Genomic DNA, 19,198 nt, shown 5'->3' on the forward strand with positions numbered 1-19,198 from the left:
CGCTTGGCGATTGTACGCTTATGGACGAGAACGTTTGTTCTGTTTATTTTAGGCAATCCTGTACTCAACATCATAACAAAACGGAAAACATAAGTCTATTGTTTTAAGGGAAAATCGTTCACAATGGGTAAGCCGGCAACATACGCAGTCGCAAGGAGGAACCGAATTCCGATGAATAAGCCCGATGCCCCTACCCCTGACGAAACGACGAGAATAACCCCGCTTGAAGAAGAACGAGGCAAGCTGACGGAGACGCTGGAGGAAATCGCTCTGCAGCGCTCCGAAATCCCGCCCGTCTATTACGGCAACGACTACGTCGAGCAAGTTCTCGAGGCGAGACGCGAGGAAACGCGCCAGCGGCTCGATCTGCTCGGCAAGGAGCCGTACTTCGGACGGCTCGACTTCCAAGAGCAAGGCAAAGCGGCGCCGATGCCGCTCTATATCGGCAAGCGAGGGATGGACTATCGCGAGACGAGCCAGCCCTACGTCATCGACTGGCGCGCGCCCGTCGCCAGCCTGTTCTACTCGTTCACCGGCGGCGAAGCTCCCGTGTCTTACGAAGCGCCGGACGGCACGATCGAAGGCGAAGTCCACCGCAAGCGCAACCTGTCGATCCGCGATCGCACGTTGGAGCGCGTCACCGACAGCTACGAGCGGGGAGGAGACAACATCGGGCTGAGCGACGAGTTTCTTCTGTACCGGCTCGGCGAGAAGAAGGACAATCGGCTGCGCGACATCGTCTCGACGATTCAAGCGGAGCAGGATCTTATTATTCGCGCCCCGCGTTACAAGGCGCTCGTCATCCAAGGGGCGGCCGGTTCCGGCAAGACGACGGTCGCGCTCCACCGCCTCGCCTTCTTGCTCTACCAGTACCAGCAGCAGATTCGGGCGGAGCGGATGATTATTTTCGCGCCGAACAGCATGTTCCTCGATTACATCTCGGGCGTGCTCCCGGAGCTCGGCGTCGGCAACGTCGCTCAGACGACGTTCGCGGATTGGGCGCTTGATATTCTGGGCGGAGGCGTCAAGCTCGCGCCTTCCGCGGAGGGCAAGACATGGTTCGCGCTCGCGGAACGCCGCCCCGCGCTGACCGACGAGACGCCGGGACGGTTCAAAGGCTCTCTCGCCTTCCTAGCCTGGCTGAAGGATCGGCTGAAGAGCTACGAGGAAGACTTCCTTCTGGACATTCCGCCGTTCGAAGCTTGGGATGGCCGTATCTTGCCCGCGGCGACGATCCGCGAGTGGTTCGAAGTCGAATACCGCCATTATCCGCTGACGATGCGCAGAGAGCGGCTGTCGGGAAGAATCAACCGGTGGCTGGAGATGCAACTTACGAACATCGGCGATCCCAAAATCCGCAAGGAACGCGGGCAGTCCGGCAAGCAGCGATTGCGCGCCTTCATGAAGAAGCTGTCCGAAGCGACCCCTCTCGCCTTCTATAAGGCTGCGTTCGCCGACAACGACGGCGGGACGATTCCCGCGCAATTGGCGAAGGACACGCTGAAGCTGCTGAAGGGCGGCAAGATACTACCCGAAGACTTGGCGCCTCTCGTCTGGATCCATTACGCGTTCAACGGCGCGGAGAACCGCCAATTCGACCACGTCGTCGTCGACGAGGCGCAGGACGCGTCGCCGCTTCAGATCGCGCTGTTGCGAGCGTATATGTCAGAGCCGTCGTTCACGATTCTCGGGGATTTGGCGCAAGGCATCCACGCCTATCGCGGCGTGCACCGTTGGGAGGAGCTCTCGTCGGTGTTCGCGGAGGAGCATCGCGCGTATCATACGCTGAAGCTCAGCTATCGGTCCACACTAGAGATTATCGAGTTCGCCAACCGGATTCTCGCGCGAACCGATACGGGCTTGCCGCCGGCCGAGCCTGTATTCCGGAGCGGAGAGCCGGTCGAGGTCGCGAGGCTGCCGGACGAAGCGGCCATGATATCGCGCATCGCCTCTTTCATCTCGGATAACCAAGCGGGCGGCATGCGGACGATCGCCATCATCGGGCGGACCGATGCGCAATGCGCCGCTCTTCAAGAGAGGATTCAATCCGCGGGAATCGAAGCGAATCTTATCGCCGAAGGCCAAGCCGCCTATCGTGGCGGCGTCACCGTCGTGCCCGCCCATCTCGCCAAAGGGCTCGAATTCGACGCCGTGCTTATCGCGGACGCGAACGCGCGCCATTACGCGAACGAACCGATGGACGCCAAGCTTCTGTACGTCGCCTGCACCCGCGCGCTCCATCGGCTGACGTTGCTGTTCCTTGGCGATCCGACGCCTTTGATCGAGGAAGCGCAACAAGAATAGTCCCGACAATTAACCACCCCCGACCGGCGGCACGCAACCGCGGATCGGGGGTGTATTCGTAGTTGGTATGATCAGTATGGATTACGGTTCGGCGTTCGAAGAAGGAAACGGCCGCACCAATCTGGCCTCAACGTTCGCCAGCACGACGTCGATCGATACGTTCTGCCCCGTCTCGTTAAGCTGCATGTCCAGCATCGGCAACGTTCTGAACGACTGCCCGTCGCGCAAGTATACGCCCGCGATCGGGAACGTCTTCGCCTCATACTCCCCAGCCCCCGTCGTTGCGGATTCCGCGATGACGATCATGTCCGTCAGCCCGTCCCGGTCGGCATCCTCGAAAGCCAGCTCGCGGATACCCGTCAGCGTGCCGCGCTCGTTACCGTGAAACTTCGGAAACCGATAAGCGATTCGGCCTCTATCGTCCATCAGGAAGAATGCCGCCTCCGCGCGTCCGTCCACCCGCTTCGCGGCAACGAACGTCGAATGGCCCCATTCCTCCAACGTAACGTCGAAGGTCCGGCCTTCGATCGCCGCATAACCTTCTTGCGACAGAGAAGTAACCGCCAGACTCGGCAAGTCGATCGCCGCCGCGCCGAACGCGCTGGCTGCCGCCCGCGGCGAATCCTTGGCATAGGCTTGCAGCAGCGCGATTCCGGAGGCGACGACTAACGCGGCCGCGATGGCCGCCACCGCGACGGTCGTTCTGCTTCTCGCGTTCACTATCGCACACCCCCGTTCGTACGGATTTACAAGCGCCGCTAAGGAGAATCTACCATCTCCCGCGAACGGATGTAAATGCTTTCACTTTAAAATATCGATATTTTATCGCGTCCCCAACCGCTTGCCGTCTTCCCTTCCGCATAAGAGCAATTCCCGGTTGGACAGGTGCATGAACGAAGGACAACCGTCATATATATCCCGTAGATGCTTGTCAACGGGAGGGTTATCCGTATGCCTGAACGCCGTTCGCTGCGCGTGCTGCTATTCGTCGCGGCCGCCGCAATCCTGGTAAGCTCCGTGAGGTTCGGCTTCGCCGAAGCCTGGGTGGAGCAATATTCGCTGCCGGCCTCCGAGCTCTCCGCGGAGTTCGCCGCCGCCCCGCCTTCCTCGGTGCAGCCGAAAGCCGATCCCGCCCCGGACGCTCCGCTGACGCCCAAGCCGGTCGTGCTCAGCAACCGGGTCACCGAATACCACGTCAGCGTGAAGCTGAACGAACAAGAAGGAACGCTTGCCGGCGAGCAGACCGTCACGTGGAAGAACACCGGGCGCAAGCCGGTCGCCGACCTGTACTTCCACCTGTACCCGAACGCGTTCTCTCCCGGCAGCACGTTCCTTGCCGAGACCGGCGGGCAGTTGCGCAACGACCGCATGAAAGAAGGCAGCTACGGCAGCATGGAGCTGACCGAGCTCACGACCGAAGAAGGCGAGACGCTTCTCCCCCGTATCCACTACGTTCAGCCCGACGACGGCAACAAGGCGGACCGCACGCTCGTCACGCTTCGGCTTCCGCAGGCGGTCAAGCCCGGCTCGTCCGTCACGTTGCGTATGAAATACAGCGTCAAGCTGCCTGACGTATTCGCGCGCATGGGCAAAGCCGGCGAGTTCGTCATGGCGGGACAATGGTTTCCGAAGCTCGCAGTCTACGAGACGGCCGGCACCCGAGGCCGAACGGCCGAAGGCTGGAACCTGCATCAATACCACGGCAACTCGGAATTCTATTCCGACTTCGGCATCTACAACGTCCGCATCAACGTGCCGCAAGATTACAAGGTGGCGGCGACCGGCTTCCAGACGAAGACGCCGAGCGTCGCGAACGGACGGAAGACGGTACAATTTTACGCGGACGACGTGCACGATTTCGCTTGGTCCGCATCGCCTTCCTTCACGTTCGTGGAAGACTCGTTCTCCTCTCCCGGCATTCCCGGCGTCCGGATCAAGCTTTATCTCGATCCGCTCCACGCGGAGCTGCAGGACCGCTATATGCACGCGGCCAAGTCGGCGCTCGCCAAGCTCGGCGAATGGTTCGGCGAGTATCCTTACGCGACGCTCTCCGTCGTCGTGCCGCCGGCGGACGCTAACGGAGCGGGCGGCATGGAATACCCGACGCTCGTCACCGCCGCGGCCGCGGACAACAAGAACCCGGGCTACGACCTCGAGCGCACCCTCGTGCACGAGATCGCGCACCAATACTGGTACGGCCTCGTCGCCTCGAACGAATTCGAGGAAGCCTGGCTGGACGAAGGCTTCACCTCTTACACGGAAGATAAGCTCATGTCCGCCATCTACGGCGTATCGCCGAATACGCCGATCGAAGCGAGCTACTTGACGAATCCGGAGCCGCTCAATCAATCGTCTTGGCAGTTCCGCGATTCCGACCGGTACGCCGAGAACGTCTACCTGAGAGGCAAGCTCGTGCTTACCGCCCTGGAGCGGCAAGTCGGGGACAAGACGATGGCGAAGATCATGCGGACTTATTATCAGAAATACCGGTTTAAGCACCCGAGCTACGCCGACTTCCAGAAGGTCGTCGAGACGGTTACCAAGTCGAAGTGGGACGACTTCTTCCAATCGTACGTGCAGCGCGCCGAGATGGCCGACTTCTCCGTCGACGGCATCTACAGCCGCAAGACCGAAGAAGGCTACGAGTCCCGAGTCCTCATTCGACGCCATGGCGGCAGCGCGCAGTCCGTCAACGTGTTGTTCCGGTTCGAGGACGGACAGACGGCCAGACGGACGTGGGACGGCGTGCAGGACCATGTCCAAGTTCAACTCCTATCCGCCTCTCCGCTCTCGTTCGCGGCCATCGATCCGTCGCTCAACGTCGTGCTCGACAATCGCAGGTACAACAACTATTTGAAGGCGGAAGTGCAGCAGCAGGAACGGACACGATGGTCGGCAGGCATCACGCAAGTAATCGAAGGCTTGTTCGGAACGATAGCATGGTGAGGTGACGCCAGATGAGAGAACGATTAAAAATGGGATGGGACACGACTCTCCGGCATAAGTATGTGTTGGTTCTCCTTTTCCTGTACCGCCTGCTATGGGGATTCTTCCTGTACCGGTTCGTCGACGGGATCGTGACGCCGATTCTGGCGCGCTACCCCGGCGACCATCCGAACGCGAACGCCGCCCAGCTGTTCCTCGTCGAAGCGCAGTTCCGCCTGCTCAAGACCGACATGCTGAACGAGACGCTGACGCTGCTCGGCGCGCTGCTGCTCATGCGGATGATCCTCACGCCCCTGCTCAACGCCGGCGTCTACTACTCCTTCCATCACTCGAGGGACGGAGAAGGCACGCTGGTATTGTCCGGAATGAAGCGGTCATGGAAATCGGTAACCGCGCTTTACTGGCTGGAGAACGCGCTATCCGCGCTCCCTGCCCTTTGGCTCGTCCCGCTTGCCCGCGATCGCTTCTATGCCGTAGGCTCCGTCTCGGATTGGCTGCGAGAGCTGGCCCCCTACGCCATCGCATGGCTTGCGTGGGGATTCCTGCTCCACCTGCTGTTCCAATTCATGCAGTTCGGAGCCGTCTCGAAGGACGGCATTCTGAGAAGCATCGGACTCGCGCTGCGCAAAGGGCTGCCTCTGATCGCCGTCACGCTCGTCATGCTCGGCATCGGGATCGCGGTATCGCTCGCGGCTTCGGCCGTCACGTTTCTCTGGTCGGGCTTCCTCGCCGTCGCGCTGCATCAGGCCTTCCACTTCGTCCGCTCGCTGCTGACGCTGTGGACATCGGCTTCCCAATACCACGTATGGCGCGAATCGTAAGCCATCTCCTCGTCCCTCGTTCGACACGAAGCTTCACGGGACATTCCCCGGTTGCCCCCTTCTCGGGTGGGCGGCCGGGGTTTGGCGTTATTATCGGCGAGTAAAAATGTGCGAAAAGGAGGGGTGTGAATACCCAGTAATCCGCTTTAGATTAGGAAATTCTCATTTAGTAATTGCAGGAAATTCGCCATAATCACCGAATATCTAAGGCTGAGTGTAAAAAATTTGCCGAGTCCTCGCGCACACCGGGGAACGGGGGAACCAATTAGTACGGGTGAATTGGCTTCGCATCAGAGGAGCCATAGGGAACCTTCAACCGAACCCTCCAGCTAACCTCGTAGGCATTGGAAGGAGTCACCAGCTTTGCGCAAGTTATCCGTCATTCTGTTCTCGCTTGCTTTGCTCCTGCTCGTCCAAGTCGGAAGCGTATTCGCGAGTTCCAAGCTGGACACGGAGGTCGACAAGCTGATCGGCATCGATTACCGGTACGGCGGCACGACGACCAAAGGCTTCGACTGCTCCGGCTTCACGCAGTACGTATTCAAGAAATTGGGCATCGATCTCCTGAGGGATTCGAGATCGCAGGCAACCCAAGGCAAGAAAGTCTCCAAGGACGATCTGCGTCCGGGAGATCTCGTGTTCTTCAAGACGAACGGCCGGACGATCTCTCACGTGGGCGTCTACGTAGGCGAAGGCAAATTCGCCCATGCTTCCACGAGGAAGGGCATCACGATCAGCGCCCTCTCCGAGAAATCGTACGCGAACACTTACGTGACCGCCCGCCGCGTTATGGACACGGAAACTTACCAAGCACTGGCGACCGAGTTCGATCCGGCGGACGCCGAATTGATCGGACCTGCGGATGCAGCCACCGACGAACCGTTGGAGTAAGCTTCGGCTGACCCGACGCATGAAGAAACCCCGCCAATTGGCGGGGTTTCTTCGTTGTATGGGGACGTTCGGAGGCGCCGGCGAGGATGAACGCCTTCTCCTAACGCGAACCCCATACGCCCCGCCCGTGTAGTTAGCGTTATCTGATAACGCTAATTACCCGGACGAAGCCTACATGAAACAATAACGCGATCTCGTAACGCTAAATTCTTGTTCGAGGCGTTCGTGACGCTTTAACGCTACCTCATAGCGCTAAAATCCCGTTCGGCGCACTCGCGAGATTTTAACGCTACCTCATAACGTTAAAATCTCATTGGACGGGCTCGCGACGATTTAACGTTACCTCATAACGCTAAAATCTCATTGGACGGGCTCGCGACGATTTAACGCTACCTCATAACGCTAAAATCTCGTTTGACGAGCTCGCGACTGTTTAACGCTACCTCATAACGTTAAAATCCCATTGGACGAGCTCGCGACGATTTAACGTTACCTCATAACGCTAACGCACGCACGTTCACGCGGGAAGTCGGCACCGCGTTAGCGGCGTCTTCGACCGCCGCCATTACCGCCGTTGCCACCGCCGCCGTTGCCGCCTTGCGGACGGCCTTTCGCCGCCGCAACGGGCTCGCGAGTCTTCGCGGGCGCATTCTGCTGTCCCTTGTTATCGCTCTTCCCCGCGACTTCGAAAATCTCCATCGGATACGGATGACCTTCCACCCGCGGAACCGGCTTCTTGATCAGCTTCTCGATGTCCTTCAAGTACGGCAGCTCCTCGTATTCGCAGAACGAGATCGCGATGCCGCTCAGCCCTGCCCGGCCGGTACGTCCGATGCGGTGCACGTACGTCTCCGGAATGTTCGGCAGGTTGTAGTTGATCACGTGCGACAACTCGTCGATGTCGATGCCCCGAGCCGCGATGTCCGTCGCCACGAGCACGCGCGTCGCGCCGCTCTTGAAGTTGTTCAGCGCCGCCTGGCGGGCGTTCTGCGACTTGTCGCCGTGGATCGCCTGCGCCGTGATCTTCGCCTTCGTCAATCCGCGTACGACGCGATCCGCTCCATGCTTCGTGCGAGTGAACACGAGCGCCGATACGATCGACTTGTCCTGCAACAGATCGACGAGCAATTGCAGCTTGTTCGGCTTATCCACGAGATACACCGATTGATCGATGCGCTCCGCCGTCGACGACACCGGCGTAATTTCCACTTTCACCGGGTTGTGAAGCAGCGTCTGCACCATCTGTGAAATTTCCGGCGGCATCGTCGCCGAGAAGAACAGCGTCTGCCGCTTAGCCGGCAGCTTCGCGATGATTCGCTTCATATCGTTAATGAAGCCCATGTCCAGCATTCTGTCCGCTTCGTCCAATACGAGAATCTGAACGTGCCGCAAGTCGACGACGTTCTGATTCATCAAGTCGATCAACCGGCCGGGCGTCGCGATGACAATGTCCGCGCCTCGCGCGAGCGACTCCTCTTGCCGGACTTGGGACACGCCGCCCACGATGACCGCGCTCCGCAGCTTCGTGAACTTGCCGTACGCGCGGATGTTATCGTCGATCTGAATCGCGAGCTCGCGCGTCGGCGTCAGAATCAACGACCGGATGTGCCGCTTCTGCCCTTGGCTGCCCGACGGCTGCTGGCTCAGCAGTTGGATGATCGGCAGCGAGAATGCCGCCGTCTTCCCCGTCCCCGTCTGCGCGCAACCGAACAAGTCTCGGCCCTCCAGCACGGCCGGTATAGCCTGCTCCTGGATCGGCGTCGGCGTCGCGTAATTCTCTTGCTCCAATGCCCGCAGAATCTGCGGAATTAACTTCAAGTCCTGGAATGTCATAAGGTCTCCTTAATCATACGTTCTACGCTGATTGTTCGATCATACCTCTCCTGCACCGAACGCGCAACCCGGCACCTCCGGCAACCGATCGTCGGCTTGCGCAAGAAGAGACCCCGCGCTGCGCGGGGCCCCCTCGTATCCGTATTATTGAATTTCGTTGACCAGCACGAACAATGGCTTCTCGCTTACGTTGACCGTCACCTTCTTGTCGCCGGAAATCGTCAGCGCGGAAGTCACGCCGTCCGTATCTCCGTCGACCATCTCCACCTGCGACGCGCTCGTCGGATTGCCCTGCAGCGCGAGGCTATAGCCGTTGGTTTGAGAGTTGTTGCTCGTCTTGTTCCAGACAACATAGGCGCCAGCGTTGCTCGTAGCGCTCTTGAACTTGTAGATCATCACGTTCGGATTGCTGGAATCCTGCTGCTCGCCGAGGTAGTACATCTCTCCAAGAGTATTACGATAGGTGTACAAGTAATACCACGAATCTTTCTTCGGATAGCCTTGATCCTTCCGTCCGACTAGACCGCTCGCATAGAACTTCGACATGGTGACTCCTGGAGCAAGCTCCACATCCCGCAGCATGAACATCGCTGCCTTGTCGACGCCGGCAGCCGCTGCCGCCAAATAGGAACGGATGATCCAATTCGCCTGCGTCTCATAGATGGTCTGTCCGGAGATTGTCGGTACTCGTTGCTTCGAAGCCGTATCCGTATCATAGCCGAACTCGGTAATCCACACTTCTTTGTCAGGATAGTACTTGTTGCGGAATTCCACGATCTTGGACAAGGCACCCTTCATATCGTCCGCCTCCGGACTGATGCCTACCGTGCCTTCGCTCTGGGTTGCCCCGTCGTGGCTGTAATAATGGATGTTGATGACGTCGAACGGGAAGCTCCCGCCGCGATTGTTATCCGACCAGAACTTAAGCGCGCGCAAGTATTCCAGCTTCGGATCGCTCAGACCGCCCATAACCATCTTCGCGTTCGGGTCGGCGTTCTTCACGCCGACCGTGCTTCCGAGCGTACCGAGATGCCCGTCATAGTCGGCGCTGGACATGGCGGCGAATTCATATGGCTTAAAATAATCTGCAAGCGTGTCCCACGTATTGTCCGGCTCGTTCCAGTTCTCGAAGTAGTCGAGATAGCCGAGCCCGGTGCTACGCGCCTGTCCCGAGGCCAGCTTCAGGTTGCCGTCGGCAACGACGGTGCTTCCGTATCGCGCGGCGTATTGATACATATGATCCGCATGCTCGATATAAGAAGCAGGCATCAAGGCGTTCTCGCCGGCGGACAACGGCTTGTTCTCGCTGCCCGCGGTCAGCCAGGCTACGCTCTCCTTGATAGCCGGGGATACCGTAGTCCCGCTCGCCTTCAAGCCGCCGTAGTAGTTGTCGAAGTTCCATCCGCCGCCTCCAGCCCAGCTAGGCGCGAACTTATTCTGATTGTTCGGATAACCGGGGTAGCTCGTCGTGTTGATCGGATTAAACGGCCATATATCTCCCTCGTCCCAGTTCCAGCTATGGTATTCGCGAATGAACTTCGCCACTTGCGTAACCGATGCCGGATCATCCACGAACGCGTTGATGCCAACGAGATCATTCATTACCGGAAGAGCAGGCGCAACCGGCACTGGCGTCACCGGAGGCGGCCCGACCTGAGATCCGTACAGAACGATCTCGGCGATCCATGGTCCATTGTTCTGGACAGCAAGCCTTACGTACCGCGTCGTCGTCGTGACGGCATGATTGCTCCATAGGTTGAATTTCGTCATCGGATCCGTGAACTGCGACGTCCAAGCGAACGGGGTGCCCGTCGACACCTCTACGGGACCGGAACCGTTCGAATCCAGAATGTTGATGCTCGTCAACGCATATTCCGTGCCAAGATCAATAACGACGCTGGCGGGATGATAGATCGCCTTGTTGCCGGCATTCCACCGATACGCCTCTGCAGTACGAGGAGCCGTCGCCGTCTGGTCGTCGACCAATCGCTCTTTGCCACCTTCAATACCGCGTTCATCCAGAAGCATATCCGGCGTTAGAATGATCTGCCCCGGCGGTCCGCCCGTCGATAACGTCCCGACGGTCAGCACGTTCGACAACGCCGATTCGTTAGGCACCTCGTCCCGCGTCTTCATGGCGATATAATAGGTCGTGTTCGGCGTCAGGCCGGTCAGCGTGTAGCTTTCCGACGATCCCGCGATGCTCGGCGTCGGCTCGCCAGACACCGGCGACGCGGCGCTCCAGTTGCCCGTCGTTATAATCGACGTGCTGTAGCGGACATCGTACTCCGTTGCCGTTCCGGTCGTTCCGTCGTCGCCCGGCGCCGTCCAACTGATCGGAATCGACGTCGTCGTAGCGCTGCCCGCGACAAGCGTCGATGCCGCCGGTGCCTGAGTATCCGTCGTCGCTGGAGAGCCGTACAGCACGAGCTCGTAGAAGTTCGACGTCGTCGCCGCCCTCGTCACGCGAACGTACCTTGTCGTCACGTTAACGGAGTGCCCTTTCCACGCATTGTAAGAAGTCAACGGATCGGTGAACAGCGTCGTCCAGCTCCCCGGCGTTCCCGCCGATACGACGAGGTTGCCGCTATCGTTCGCGTCCCGCAAGTAGATGTCCGTCAGCGCGTACTCCTGGCCGAGATCCAGATAAGCGCTGGCCCCGATCGCCCCGCTCCCCCAACCCGCATGCCACTTCGTATCCACCAGCGTCGTACCGCCAGTTCCGCCTCTCGGATCTCCGGCATCCGCTTGCTCGTCGACGATCATCGTCGCGTCGCCGAGACCCGATTCGTTCGTCACCATCGCCGGCGTCAAAGTCAACTTCGTCGACGTCGCCCCCGCTTCCGGGCTGCCGACGTTGATCAACGTCAGCGTCAGCGCTGTGATCAGCGCCCATGTTGCTCCTTTTCTGAAGAATCGCTCGTTTCGCATTAATTAACCCCTCCCATAAATTGTGGAGAGCGTCCGGCGTTGCGGCTCGCACTCACCATCAGTATGGAGGGAAAACGTTATATATCGGTAGATGCGATCTGATGCGATTCGTTATCCTTTTCTGCAATTTTGCGACGCTTCTACTCTTTCACGCTGCCCAGTACGATGCCGCTCATGAAGTAACGCTGCAGGAACGGGTACAACAGCAGAACGGGAAGCGCGCCGAGGAAAATTTGAGCCGCTCGGATCGCGCGATTGTTCAGCTTGGACAGCACCTCCAGCTGCGAGACGTCCGCGATCATCGACAGGTCGAACTGGATAATAATCATCTGCAAATAGCTGGCCAACGGATAATGGCTCGGATCGTTCATGTAGAGAATGCCCTGGAACCATTCGTTCCATTGACTGACGACCGCGAACAGCGTCACGGTCGCGAGAGCGGGGAGCGACAACGGCACCATGATGCGCCATAAGATGCGCCAGTGCGACGCGCCGTCGATCCATGCGGCCTCGGACAGCTCTTTGGGCAAGTTGCGCATGAAATTCAGCAGCAGAACGATATTGAATATCGGCACGGCGCCGGGAAGCACGAGCGCCCAGATGGAATCGAGCAGCCCCAGTTCTTTCACGACGACGTAAGAAGGGATCAATCCGCCGCTAAAAAGCATCGTGAACACGAACAGCCACACGTACGTCGTCCTCATCCGAAATTGCGCGTTCTCGCGCGAGAGCGGGTACGCCGTGAGCAGCGTCAATAGAAAATTAAGGGATACGCCGACGAACACCCGCTGGACCGATACCCAGATCGAGTCGCGGAACGGCTCGGCGACCGCGATGTGCCGATACGCGAACGTCGTGACCTCGACCGGCCATAGCGATACTTTGCCTTGTTCGATCGCGGCGTTGGAGCTAAGCGACAACGCGAGCACGTTCACCAGCGGCAATATGCACAGAAGCGCAAGGGCTCCGAGCACGACGTAATTGAAGACCGCGAACGCATTGCGCCCGAACGACTTCGATTCTACCATGAGCGCACCTCCACAAGGTCGCTAGAATATTCGATAGTTGGCGAGCCGGTACGCCAGGTAGTACGACACCGAGATGAGCATCAGGGAGATGACGGATTTGAACAAACCGACGGCCGTCGCCACGCCGAATTGACCGTTGCCCAGCCCGATTCGATAGACGTACGTGTCCAGAATGTCTCCGGTCTCGTACACGGAGGGACTGTATAGATTGAATATTTGATCGAACCCCGCGTTAAGCACTTGGCCCAGACTAAGCGTCATCATAAGGATAATGATCGGAAGCATGCCCGGCAGCGTGACGTACAATGTCATTTTCCACCGGCTTGCGCCGTCGATAACGGCGGATTCGTACAACGCCGGATTAATGCCAGTCAGCGCGGCCAAGTAAACGATCGTATTGAAGCCGAAATCCTTCCAGACGTCCGTGCCGACCATGACGAACGGGAACCATCCGGCATCTCCGAGGAAGAAGATCGGGCGAATGCCGAACAGGCCGAGCGCCTCGTTCACGATGCCCGTGGACGGAGACAGCACCTCTAGCAATACGCCCGACAAGATGACCCATGACAAAAAATTAGGCAAATAGATGAGCGTCTGCACGGTGCGCTTGAATGCCTTCCGGCGCAGCTCGTTCAGCAGAAGAGCGGTAATAACCGGGGCGATCAGGCCGGCGATAATCTTCATGATTGCGATGAATACGGTATTGCGAATGACGTTCATCGTATCCGGCAAGCCGTAAATATAACGAAAGTTGTCCAGCCCGACCCATTCCGAACCGAACAATCCTTTGCCCGGCAAAAAATGCTGAAACGCGATTACGACGCCGACCATCGGACCGTAAGCGAACAAAAATATGAGCACTAGCCCCGGAATCAGCATGAGATGCAGCGGCATCTCCAACTTCAGTTGGGCACGGGAGTATGATCTCATCCGGTCGACCTCCTCTCTCCTTGCGGTCATGGCGAGAGGGCAGAGGATCGCCTCTGCCCTCCCTTCAATCGCCTATTGTACCTGTCCCGTTGCTTGAACTTCCGCGATAATGTCCGTCCCGCCTTGCTTCGCCCACAGCTCGGCGAACTCGTCGAAGTATTCGATCGGCTTCGCGCCCATGATGATCTCGGTGAACGCTTTGATCTCCAAGTCTCTAAGCGCCGGGCCCTTCGCGAGCATCGTCGGCGTCGGCGCGCCGGTGTACGCACTCATCAAGATCCGATTGCCTTGCTTGTACTTGCCGAGCGTCGCGAATACGCCGCCTTCGTCCCACAACGTATGCGCGACCCATTGCGTATGATCGCCGCCTCGGTAACCGAGGATTTGATCGTAGTACAGCTGCGCTTCCTGGTCGAGCGAAGCTTTGTCGCCCTTCCCGACCGCTTCAAGCACTTGATAGTGATAGTTCTGGTTCTTATCCGCGGACGGCGCGTACATCGGCGCCAGCGTATGAATCTGATAGTTCTTGTCGCCTTGCTTGATCGTGTGGTACTTATCTACGTTCTTGTTAGGACCGTTCAGCTTGTCGGTCGCGTAATTCACGATCTTGAACAGCGCTTCCGGATGCTTCGAGCTCTTCGGTACGACGATGAATCTAGAAGGAATGCCGGTACTGAGCACCTTGGAAGGCGAACCGGTAGCGCTCGGAACCTCATAGACGCCCCAATCGACCGCGTTGTTGTCCAGATGCATGTTATTGATCGGCCACGTCGGCACCCAGAACGCGCCGAAGGCCATGCCGACCTTGTTCGAAGTCGCAAGCTCTCCTACCTTGCCGGCATCCATGACGCTGAACTCCGGATGAATCGCGCCGGCGTCGAACAGCTCGCGAAGCTTGCCGAGCGCCGTCTTCACTTCCGGCTGCAGGTCTCCCCAGACGAGCTCGCCGCTCGCGCTCTTCTGGAAGACGAGCTTCGTTCCCGGTCCCTTGGCGGGGTTATAGGCCAAGCCTCCGTAACCGTTAATGAACCCTTCCAAGCCGGCCCACCCGCCGAACAGCTCGTTCATGATCGCAAGGCCGTACGTGTCGTCCTTGCCGTTGTTATCCGGGTCTTCCTTCGTGAACGCGATCGCCAGATCGACGAGTTCGTCCATCGTCGTCGGCGCTTGGCGACCGAGCTTCTCGAGCCAATCTTTGCGAATATATAACGAGTGCGCGTCGTCGCGGCCGCCGCCGTCCATCGCCAGACCGAGCAGCTTGCCATCCACGGTACCCGCCTTGAGCTTGATGCCCTCGGATTCTCCGTAAAGTTGCTTCACCACATCGGAGCCGTACTTCTCATACAGCTCGGTCAAGTCCGTCAGTTGCCCTGCCTGCGCCAGCGTCTGGAACTGCTGCATGTCGACTTCGAAGAAGTCAGGCATGTTACCCGAGTAGATCGACACTTGGATCTTGTTCCCGTATTGCTGACGGTTGACGACCCATTCGTTCGTCAGGTTGATTCCGAGCTCCGAAGCGAACTCCCGGTACCAGACGTTATCGTCGATCGTCTGATCCGGCAAGTACTCGGTGTTCGGCGTCACCGCTCGCACCGTGCGGATATCGATCGGCGGATCGTACTTGCCGAGCGGTCCTTCCGGAATGGCGGCCGAAGGCGATTGAGATGCCGAAGGCGTTCCCGCGCTTGCGGACGGCGAGCTCTCGCTTGCGCCGTTGTCGTTGTTCGAGCAGGCGGTCGCCGCGAGCAGCGATAAGATCAACACCGAACTCAACACGTACCTGAATTTGTAACGTTGCATACTGATCCTCCCCATAGACTCTCAATGTTTGTTGATTCGACTCTATTATAAGATCCAAGGATTTAATGTATAAATATGAAAGTAATACATTATATTAACATTTCATATTCTCTTGGTGCCGTCTCTGAACTCCTGCGGCGTCATCCTGCATATTCGTTTGAAGAAGCGCGAGAAGTAAGGGGCCGAATCGTAACCGATCCGTTCCCCGACCTCGTGGATCTTCAAGTTCGTCTCCGCGAGCAGCTTCTTCGCGTAGCTGACCCTCGCTTCGATAATATAGTCGGTGATCGTCATGCCCGTATTCTCTTTGAACAACCGGGACACGTAGAATGGCGTTAAGTAGACGAGTTCCGCCAGCCGATTCAGGGACAGATCTCCGCCGATATGGTTACCGACGTGCTCCTTAATCGTAAGCACGAGCTCGCTCGTCTCCCGTTCGTTCTCCATGGAAATTCGCGAGAACAGCGCATCGGCCAGTTGCCGGAAGAACGCGACCGCTTCCGGCCACGTATCATGCTCGCGAATCGATAGCAGCTTCCCGATGTTGAGTTGCTCCGTCACGACCGGGAACAGCTCAAGCCGGTTCAAGTGCGCGATGAAGATCGCCGCCAATTCGTAGAAAATCTCCAACGTTACGCCCGCTTGCATCGCCTTCGGATCGTCTACGGCTTCTACGATCTCGCGGAAGCAGGCATCGAAGCTCTCCCGGTCTTTGTGCACCAGATATTGGTCTAGCAGCCGCATGCGCTTCAAGCGCATGCTGGCTTCTTCCCTGCCGCTCGCGAACATTCGCTCGTCGGTCAGCAGCATCTCCTTGCCGATGCCGAGCCCTCGTTCGAATAATAGGCTTAGCCGGTCGAATCTGTTCGGCATATGTTCCCACTCGTACGGCTCGCGCGAGACGACGAACGAACATTCGATCTGCAAGTATTGCCTGCACATCGTCTGCGCCGATTCGAGCATCCCCAGCATAAGCGCATGAGCTTGTTCCGCAGCGATCGCCGCATAAGACTGAAGAAGCCATACGAGACGATTCCGATCGCCGGGAACATGCTCGTACGTGAAGTGCTGCGATAGCAGCTCTTGCACGATGTTGGCAACGGCGTACTGGAACAACGGCTTGTCGGCATGATCCGTATCCTCGCGCCAACGGTCGATTCGCCCGACGATCGCATAGGCGCGTTCATCCGGATGCAGCGGAATGCCCAGCTCCGCGAACTTCCTGCCCTTGGCCGCCATCGCGTACGCGTCGCCGTTAAGCAGATCCGCAAGGTACTGCCTGCGCAGCGAATGGTTGGCGAATTGCATCTGAGCGTTCGCCTGGAAGATCAGTTGCTCCACGCTCATTTCCTCGCGAATGTGCCGGACGGCTCTTCGAATGCCCTGTACGATCTTCTCGTCCCCTTCGGTCTTCAGCATGAAGTCGATCGCTCCGTTGCGCACCGTCGTCTGGATATAGTTGAAATTGTTGTATCCGGTAAGGAAGAGGAATCGGCATCTCGGCCACAACTGCAGCACATGACGCTGCAGCGCGATCCCGTCCATCTCCGGCATCTGGATATCGGTCAGAATAATGTCCATGCGCAGCGACCGGGCGATCTCCAGCGCTTCCAGACCGTCATAGGCTTGATAGATATCAAGCTCCTCCGGCAACTGCTGGCATAAATCTATTAAGCCTTGGACGATAATCGGTTCGTCATCCACGATGAGTAATCGATACATGGTCGTTCCCGTCCTCTCCGCGATCGTCGATCTCTTCCCGCATCTTGACGCGGAGCCGCAGCGCCACGCTCAGCCCGCCCAGCTCTCCGCGTTCGACCCGCACGCCGCATCCCTCGCCGAATCGAAGCTGCAATCGCCGATTCACGTTCAGCAGCCCCGTGTATTCGTGTTCCTCCCCTTGCATGAGCAGGCTCGCCTGCAAAGCGGAGAGCCGCTCGTCCGTCAGCTTGTCTCCGTTATCCTCGACCGTTATGCGCAGGTCTTCGCCGTCCGTATCGACGCCGACCTTGATCAACCCCGGCTTGCGCCTCTCCTCCAACCCGTGCATGTAGGAATTTTCCAGCAACGGCTGCAGGATCAGTTGTGGTACGAGCGCGGTCTTGTATGGCTCCCGCAGCTCGCAGAATTCGACGCGGATGCGGTTCTTGAACCGGATATTCTGAATTTCGGCATACGTCGCCGCATGGTGGAACTCCAACTCGAGCGGCACGTTCTCCATGCCGCTGCGCGTTATGTATTGGAAGTATTCTCCGAGATACTGGCTGAACTGTGCGATGCTCTCGTTATCCTCCGCCTTCGCCAGGCGATACAGGATGAAGTAAGTGTTATAGAGGAAGTGCGGATTAATCTGCGCCTGCAATTGCTTCAGCTCCGATGTCTGAGCGCGAAGCTTCTGCTCGTAGACCTGATGGACGAGCACGTCCAAATTCGCGATCATCATATTGAATCGCCGGAACAAGTAGAGGAATTCATCATCCTGCTTCGGCAGCAGCGTCGGCGAAAGCTGGCCCTGTTCCGCCCTGCGGAAAGCCCGGACGAGATTCTGCAACGGCTTATGAATGAGACGGTAAATCCAATACGAATACAGAATGACGATTATCACCGCGATGACGGAGAACCAGACGAGAAGCTCTCGATAGGCGCCGATCGGCCCTCGCATCTCCTCCGTAGGCTGGAAGGCGATGGCGTACATGTCGATCGGGTCCACGTATTGATAGGCCGCCACGTAGGACTGCCCCCCGAATTTCGACCGCTTAAGCCCGCCTCTGTCGATCTCCTCGTCGAGCGCGACGACGAACTCCCGCAGTTCGGGCACGATCGTCTCTCCGCCTCCGGATACGAGATCGATGTCATGGGTGACGTTCATCAGAACCGCCCCCGCGTTGGCCGATTCGTAGAACGACGCCAACGCGTTGCGCATGGCGTTCAAGTTCAATTCGATGGCCAGGATGAACCCGGGCTGCACGTTGACATCCGGCACGCCGGGATACGTGATGGCGAAGAAAGCCCGTCCATTCCACACAAGCACCCCCGATCCGTTCGAGCGCACCAGCGACCTGACGGCTTCGAATTCCGCGCTTAACGATGCCTCGATGGACGATTCGCTCGACATCGTGCGATTGAGCGTCAAGATATGGGCGTACACGCCTTTGGCGTAGATGCTCGACCGCTTCAACTGCTCCAGCTTCGACTGCACGCGGCGTATCGTCTCCGTGAATTCGAAGAGCGACATCGTCTGGCTTAGATAGGTCAAATGCTGAATATCTTTGTCGTTGTTGAATTCCTGCAACATCGTAATCATGTGCTGGCTCTCGACCTCAAGAGAGTTGACGTAGAAGTCGATCTTGGATTGCAGCGCCTTCGACAACTCCGCCTCGAGCTTGGACTCGCCGAGCTGATTCATGTACATCGCTCCGCCGTAGAGCGGCACGAACACGGCCATCAGTGCAAGGAACAGCTTGGGGAATATCGTGAATCTCCATTTTCTACGCGACCGCAACATCGACAGCCCCTTCCCGGACCGAGATGAATCCTCCAATGGGAACGCTCCCTTCTATTATTCAACAACTAGAACGTCAGAACGATTGCACTATGCTGTAATTCGTTGACATCTCATGCGAAGTCGCGGAGCGGCTCTGGCGACTATGCGCAGAATTGCATCGTGAGGCAATGAAATATATGAATGTCCAATATGGCGGGCTTATCGAGTGT

General features: G+C 58.1%; 12 protein-coding genes and 1 riboswitch. Of the genes, 4 read left to right on the forward strand and 8 right to left on the reverse strand.

Annotated features, from left to right (window positions below):
- Positions 1–171 precede the first annotated feature (171 nt).
- Positions 172–2,304: a HelD family protein gene (locus ACFQZG_RS23725; protein ID WP_378157098.1), complete on the forward strand. Its 2,133-nt coding sequence runs from the start codon at positions 172–174 to the stop codon at positions 2,302–2,304.
- Positions 2,305–2,385: 81 nt separating this feature from the next.
- On the opposite strand, the gene ACFQZG_RS23730 is transcribed toward ACFQZG_RS23725, so the two are convergent.
- Positions 2,386–3,024 carry a hypothetical protein gene (locus ACFQZG_RS23730; protein WP_378157100.1) on the reverse strand — a complete coding sequence of 213 codons (639 nt, stop codon included), beginning with the start codon at positions 3,022–3,024 and terminating at the stop codon, positions 2,386–2,388.
- Positions 3,025–3,255: 231 nt separating this feature from the next.
- Between ACFQZG_RS23730 and ACFQZG_RS23735 the strand changes: the two genes are divergently transcribed.
- The 3 genes from ACFQZG_RS23735 (at position 3,256) to ACFQZG_RS23745 (ending at position 6,962) form a co-directional block, all read left to right on the forward strand.
- Positions 3,256–5,250 (forward strand): M1 family metallopeptidase, encoded by a 1,995-nt coding sequence (locus ACFQZG_RS23735; protein WP_378157102.1) that lies wholly within the window; start codon positions 3,256–3,258, stop codon positions 5,248–5,250.
- 11 nt (positions 5,251–5,261) lie between these two features.
- A complete protein-coding gene (locus tag ACFQZG_RS23740) occupies positions 5,262–6,071 on the forward strand; it encodes a hypothetical protein (RefSeq protein WP_378157104.1) in 810 nt (269 codons plus the stop codon).
- Between the two features lie 216 nt (positions 6,072–6,287).
- A riboswitch (cyclic di-AMP (ydaO/yuaA leader) is annotated at positions 6,288–6,430 on the forward strand.
- 4 nt (positions 6,431–6,434) lie between these two features.
- Entirely contained in the window at positions 6,435–6,962 is a 528-nt protein-coding gene (locus tag ACFQZG_RS23745) for a C40 family peptidase (protein ID WP_378157106.1), read from the forward strand.
- A gap of 540 nt (positions 6,963–7,502) precedes the next feature.
- Here the strand turns inward: ACFQZG_RS23745 and ACFQZG_RS23750 are convergent.
- From ACFQZG_RS23750 to ACFQZG_RS23780, 7 genes are all read right to left on the reverse strand, one after another.
- Positions 7,503–8,795, reverse strand: coding sequence for a DEAD/DEAH box helicase (locus ACFQZG_RS23750; RefSeq protein WP_378157108.1), 1,293 nt, complete (start codon positions 8,793–8,795; stop codon positions 7,503–7,505).
- 144 nt (positions 8,796–8,939) lie between these two features.
- Positions 8,940–11,726, reverse strand: coding sequence for a fibronectin type III domain-containing protein (locus ACFQZG_RS23755; RefSeq protein ID WP_378157110.1), 2,787 nt, complete (start codon positions 11,724–11,726; stop codon positions 8,940–8,942).
- Positions 11,727–11,866: 140 nt separating this feature from the next.
- Complete coding sequence (locus tag ACFQZG_RS23760; protein ID WP_378157112.1) at positions 11,867–12,754, reverse strand: carbohydrate ABC transporter permease; 888 nt, start codon at positions 12,752–12,754, stop codon at positions 11,867–11,869.
- Between the two features lie 21 nt (positions 12,755–12,775).
- Entirely contained in the window at positions 12,776–13,684 is a 909-nt protein-coding gene (locus ACFQZG_RS23765; protein WP_378157114.1) for an ABC transporter permease, read from the reverse strand.
- A gap of 72 nt (positions 13,685–13,756) precedes the next feature.
- Entirely contained in the window at positions 13,757–15,484 is a 1,728-nt protein-coding gene (locus tag ACFQZG_RS23770) for an extracellular solute-binding protein (RefSeq protein WP_378157116.1), read from the reverse strand.
- Positions 15,485–15,586: 102 nt separating this feature from the next.
- Positions 15,587–17,206, reverse strand: coding sequence for a response regulator (locus ACFQZG_RS23775; RefSeq protein ID WP_378157118.1), 1,620 nt, complete (start codon positions 17,204–17,206; stop codon positions 15,587–15,589).
- Positions 17,181–18,989 carry a sensor histidine kinase gene (locus ACFQZG_RS23780; RefSeq protein WP_378157120.1) on the reverse strand — a complete coding sequence of 603 codons (1,809 nt, stop codon included), beginning with the start codon at positions 18,987–18,989 and terminating at the stop codon, positions 17,181–17,183. Before ACFQZG_RS23780 ends, ACFQZG_RS23775 begins: the two co-directional genes overlap by 26 nt.
- Positions 18,990–19,198: the final 209 nt, after the last annotated feature.

Source organism: Cohnella sp. GCM10027633 (genome assembly GCF_042675445.1).
In the GTDB taxonomy this organism is placed as follows: Bacteria; Bacillota; Bacilli; order Paenibacillales; family Paenibacillaceae; genus Cohnella.

Excerpts from the sequence above, each read along its gene's own strand:
- ACFQZG_RS23725 (WP_378157098.1), top strand. The coding sequence starts at position 172 with ATGAATAAGCCCGATGCCCCTACCCCTGACGAAACGACGAGAATAACC.
- ACFQZG_RS23735 (WP_378157102.1), top strand. The coding sequence starts at position 3,256 with ATGCCTGAACGCCGTTCGCTGCGCGTGCTGCTATTCGTCGCGGCCGCC.
- ACFQZG_RS23740 (WP_378157104.1), top strand. The coding sequence starts at position 5,262 with ATGAGAGAACGATTAAAAATGGGATGGGACACGACTCTCCGGCATAAG.
- ACFQZG_RS23750 (WP_378157108.1), bottom strand. The coding sequence starts at position 8,795 with ATGACATTCCAGGACTTGAAGTTAATTCCGCAGATTCTGCGGGCATTG.
- ACFQZG_RS23755 (WP_378157110.1), bottom strand. The coding sequence starts at position 11,726 with ATGCGAAACGAGCGATTCTTCAGAAAAGGAGCAACATGGGCGCTGATC.
- ACFQZG_RS23760 (WP_378157112.1), bottom strand. The coding sequence starts at position 12,754 with ATGGTAGAATCGAAGTCGTTCGGGCGCAATGCGTTCGCGGTCTTCAAT.
- ACFQZG_RS23765 (WP_378157114.1), bottom strand. The coding sequence starts at position 13,684 with ATGAGATCATACTCCCGTGCCCAACTGAAGTTGGAGATGCCGCTGCAT.
- ACFQZG_RS23770 (WP_378157116.1), bottom strand. The coding sequence starts at position 15,484 with ATGCAACGTTACAAATTCAGGTACGTGTTGAGTTCGGTGTTGATCTTA.
- ACFQZG_RS23775 (WP_378157118.1), bottom strand. The coding sequence starts at position 17,206 with ATGTATCGATTACTCATCGTGGATGACGAACCGATTATCGTCCAAGGC.
- ACFQZG_RS23780 (WP_378157120.1), bottom strand. The coding sequence starts at position 18,989 with ATGTTGCGGTCGCGTAGAAAATGGAGATTCACGATATTCCCCAAGCTG.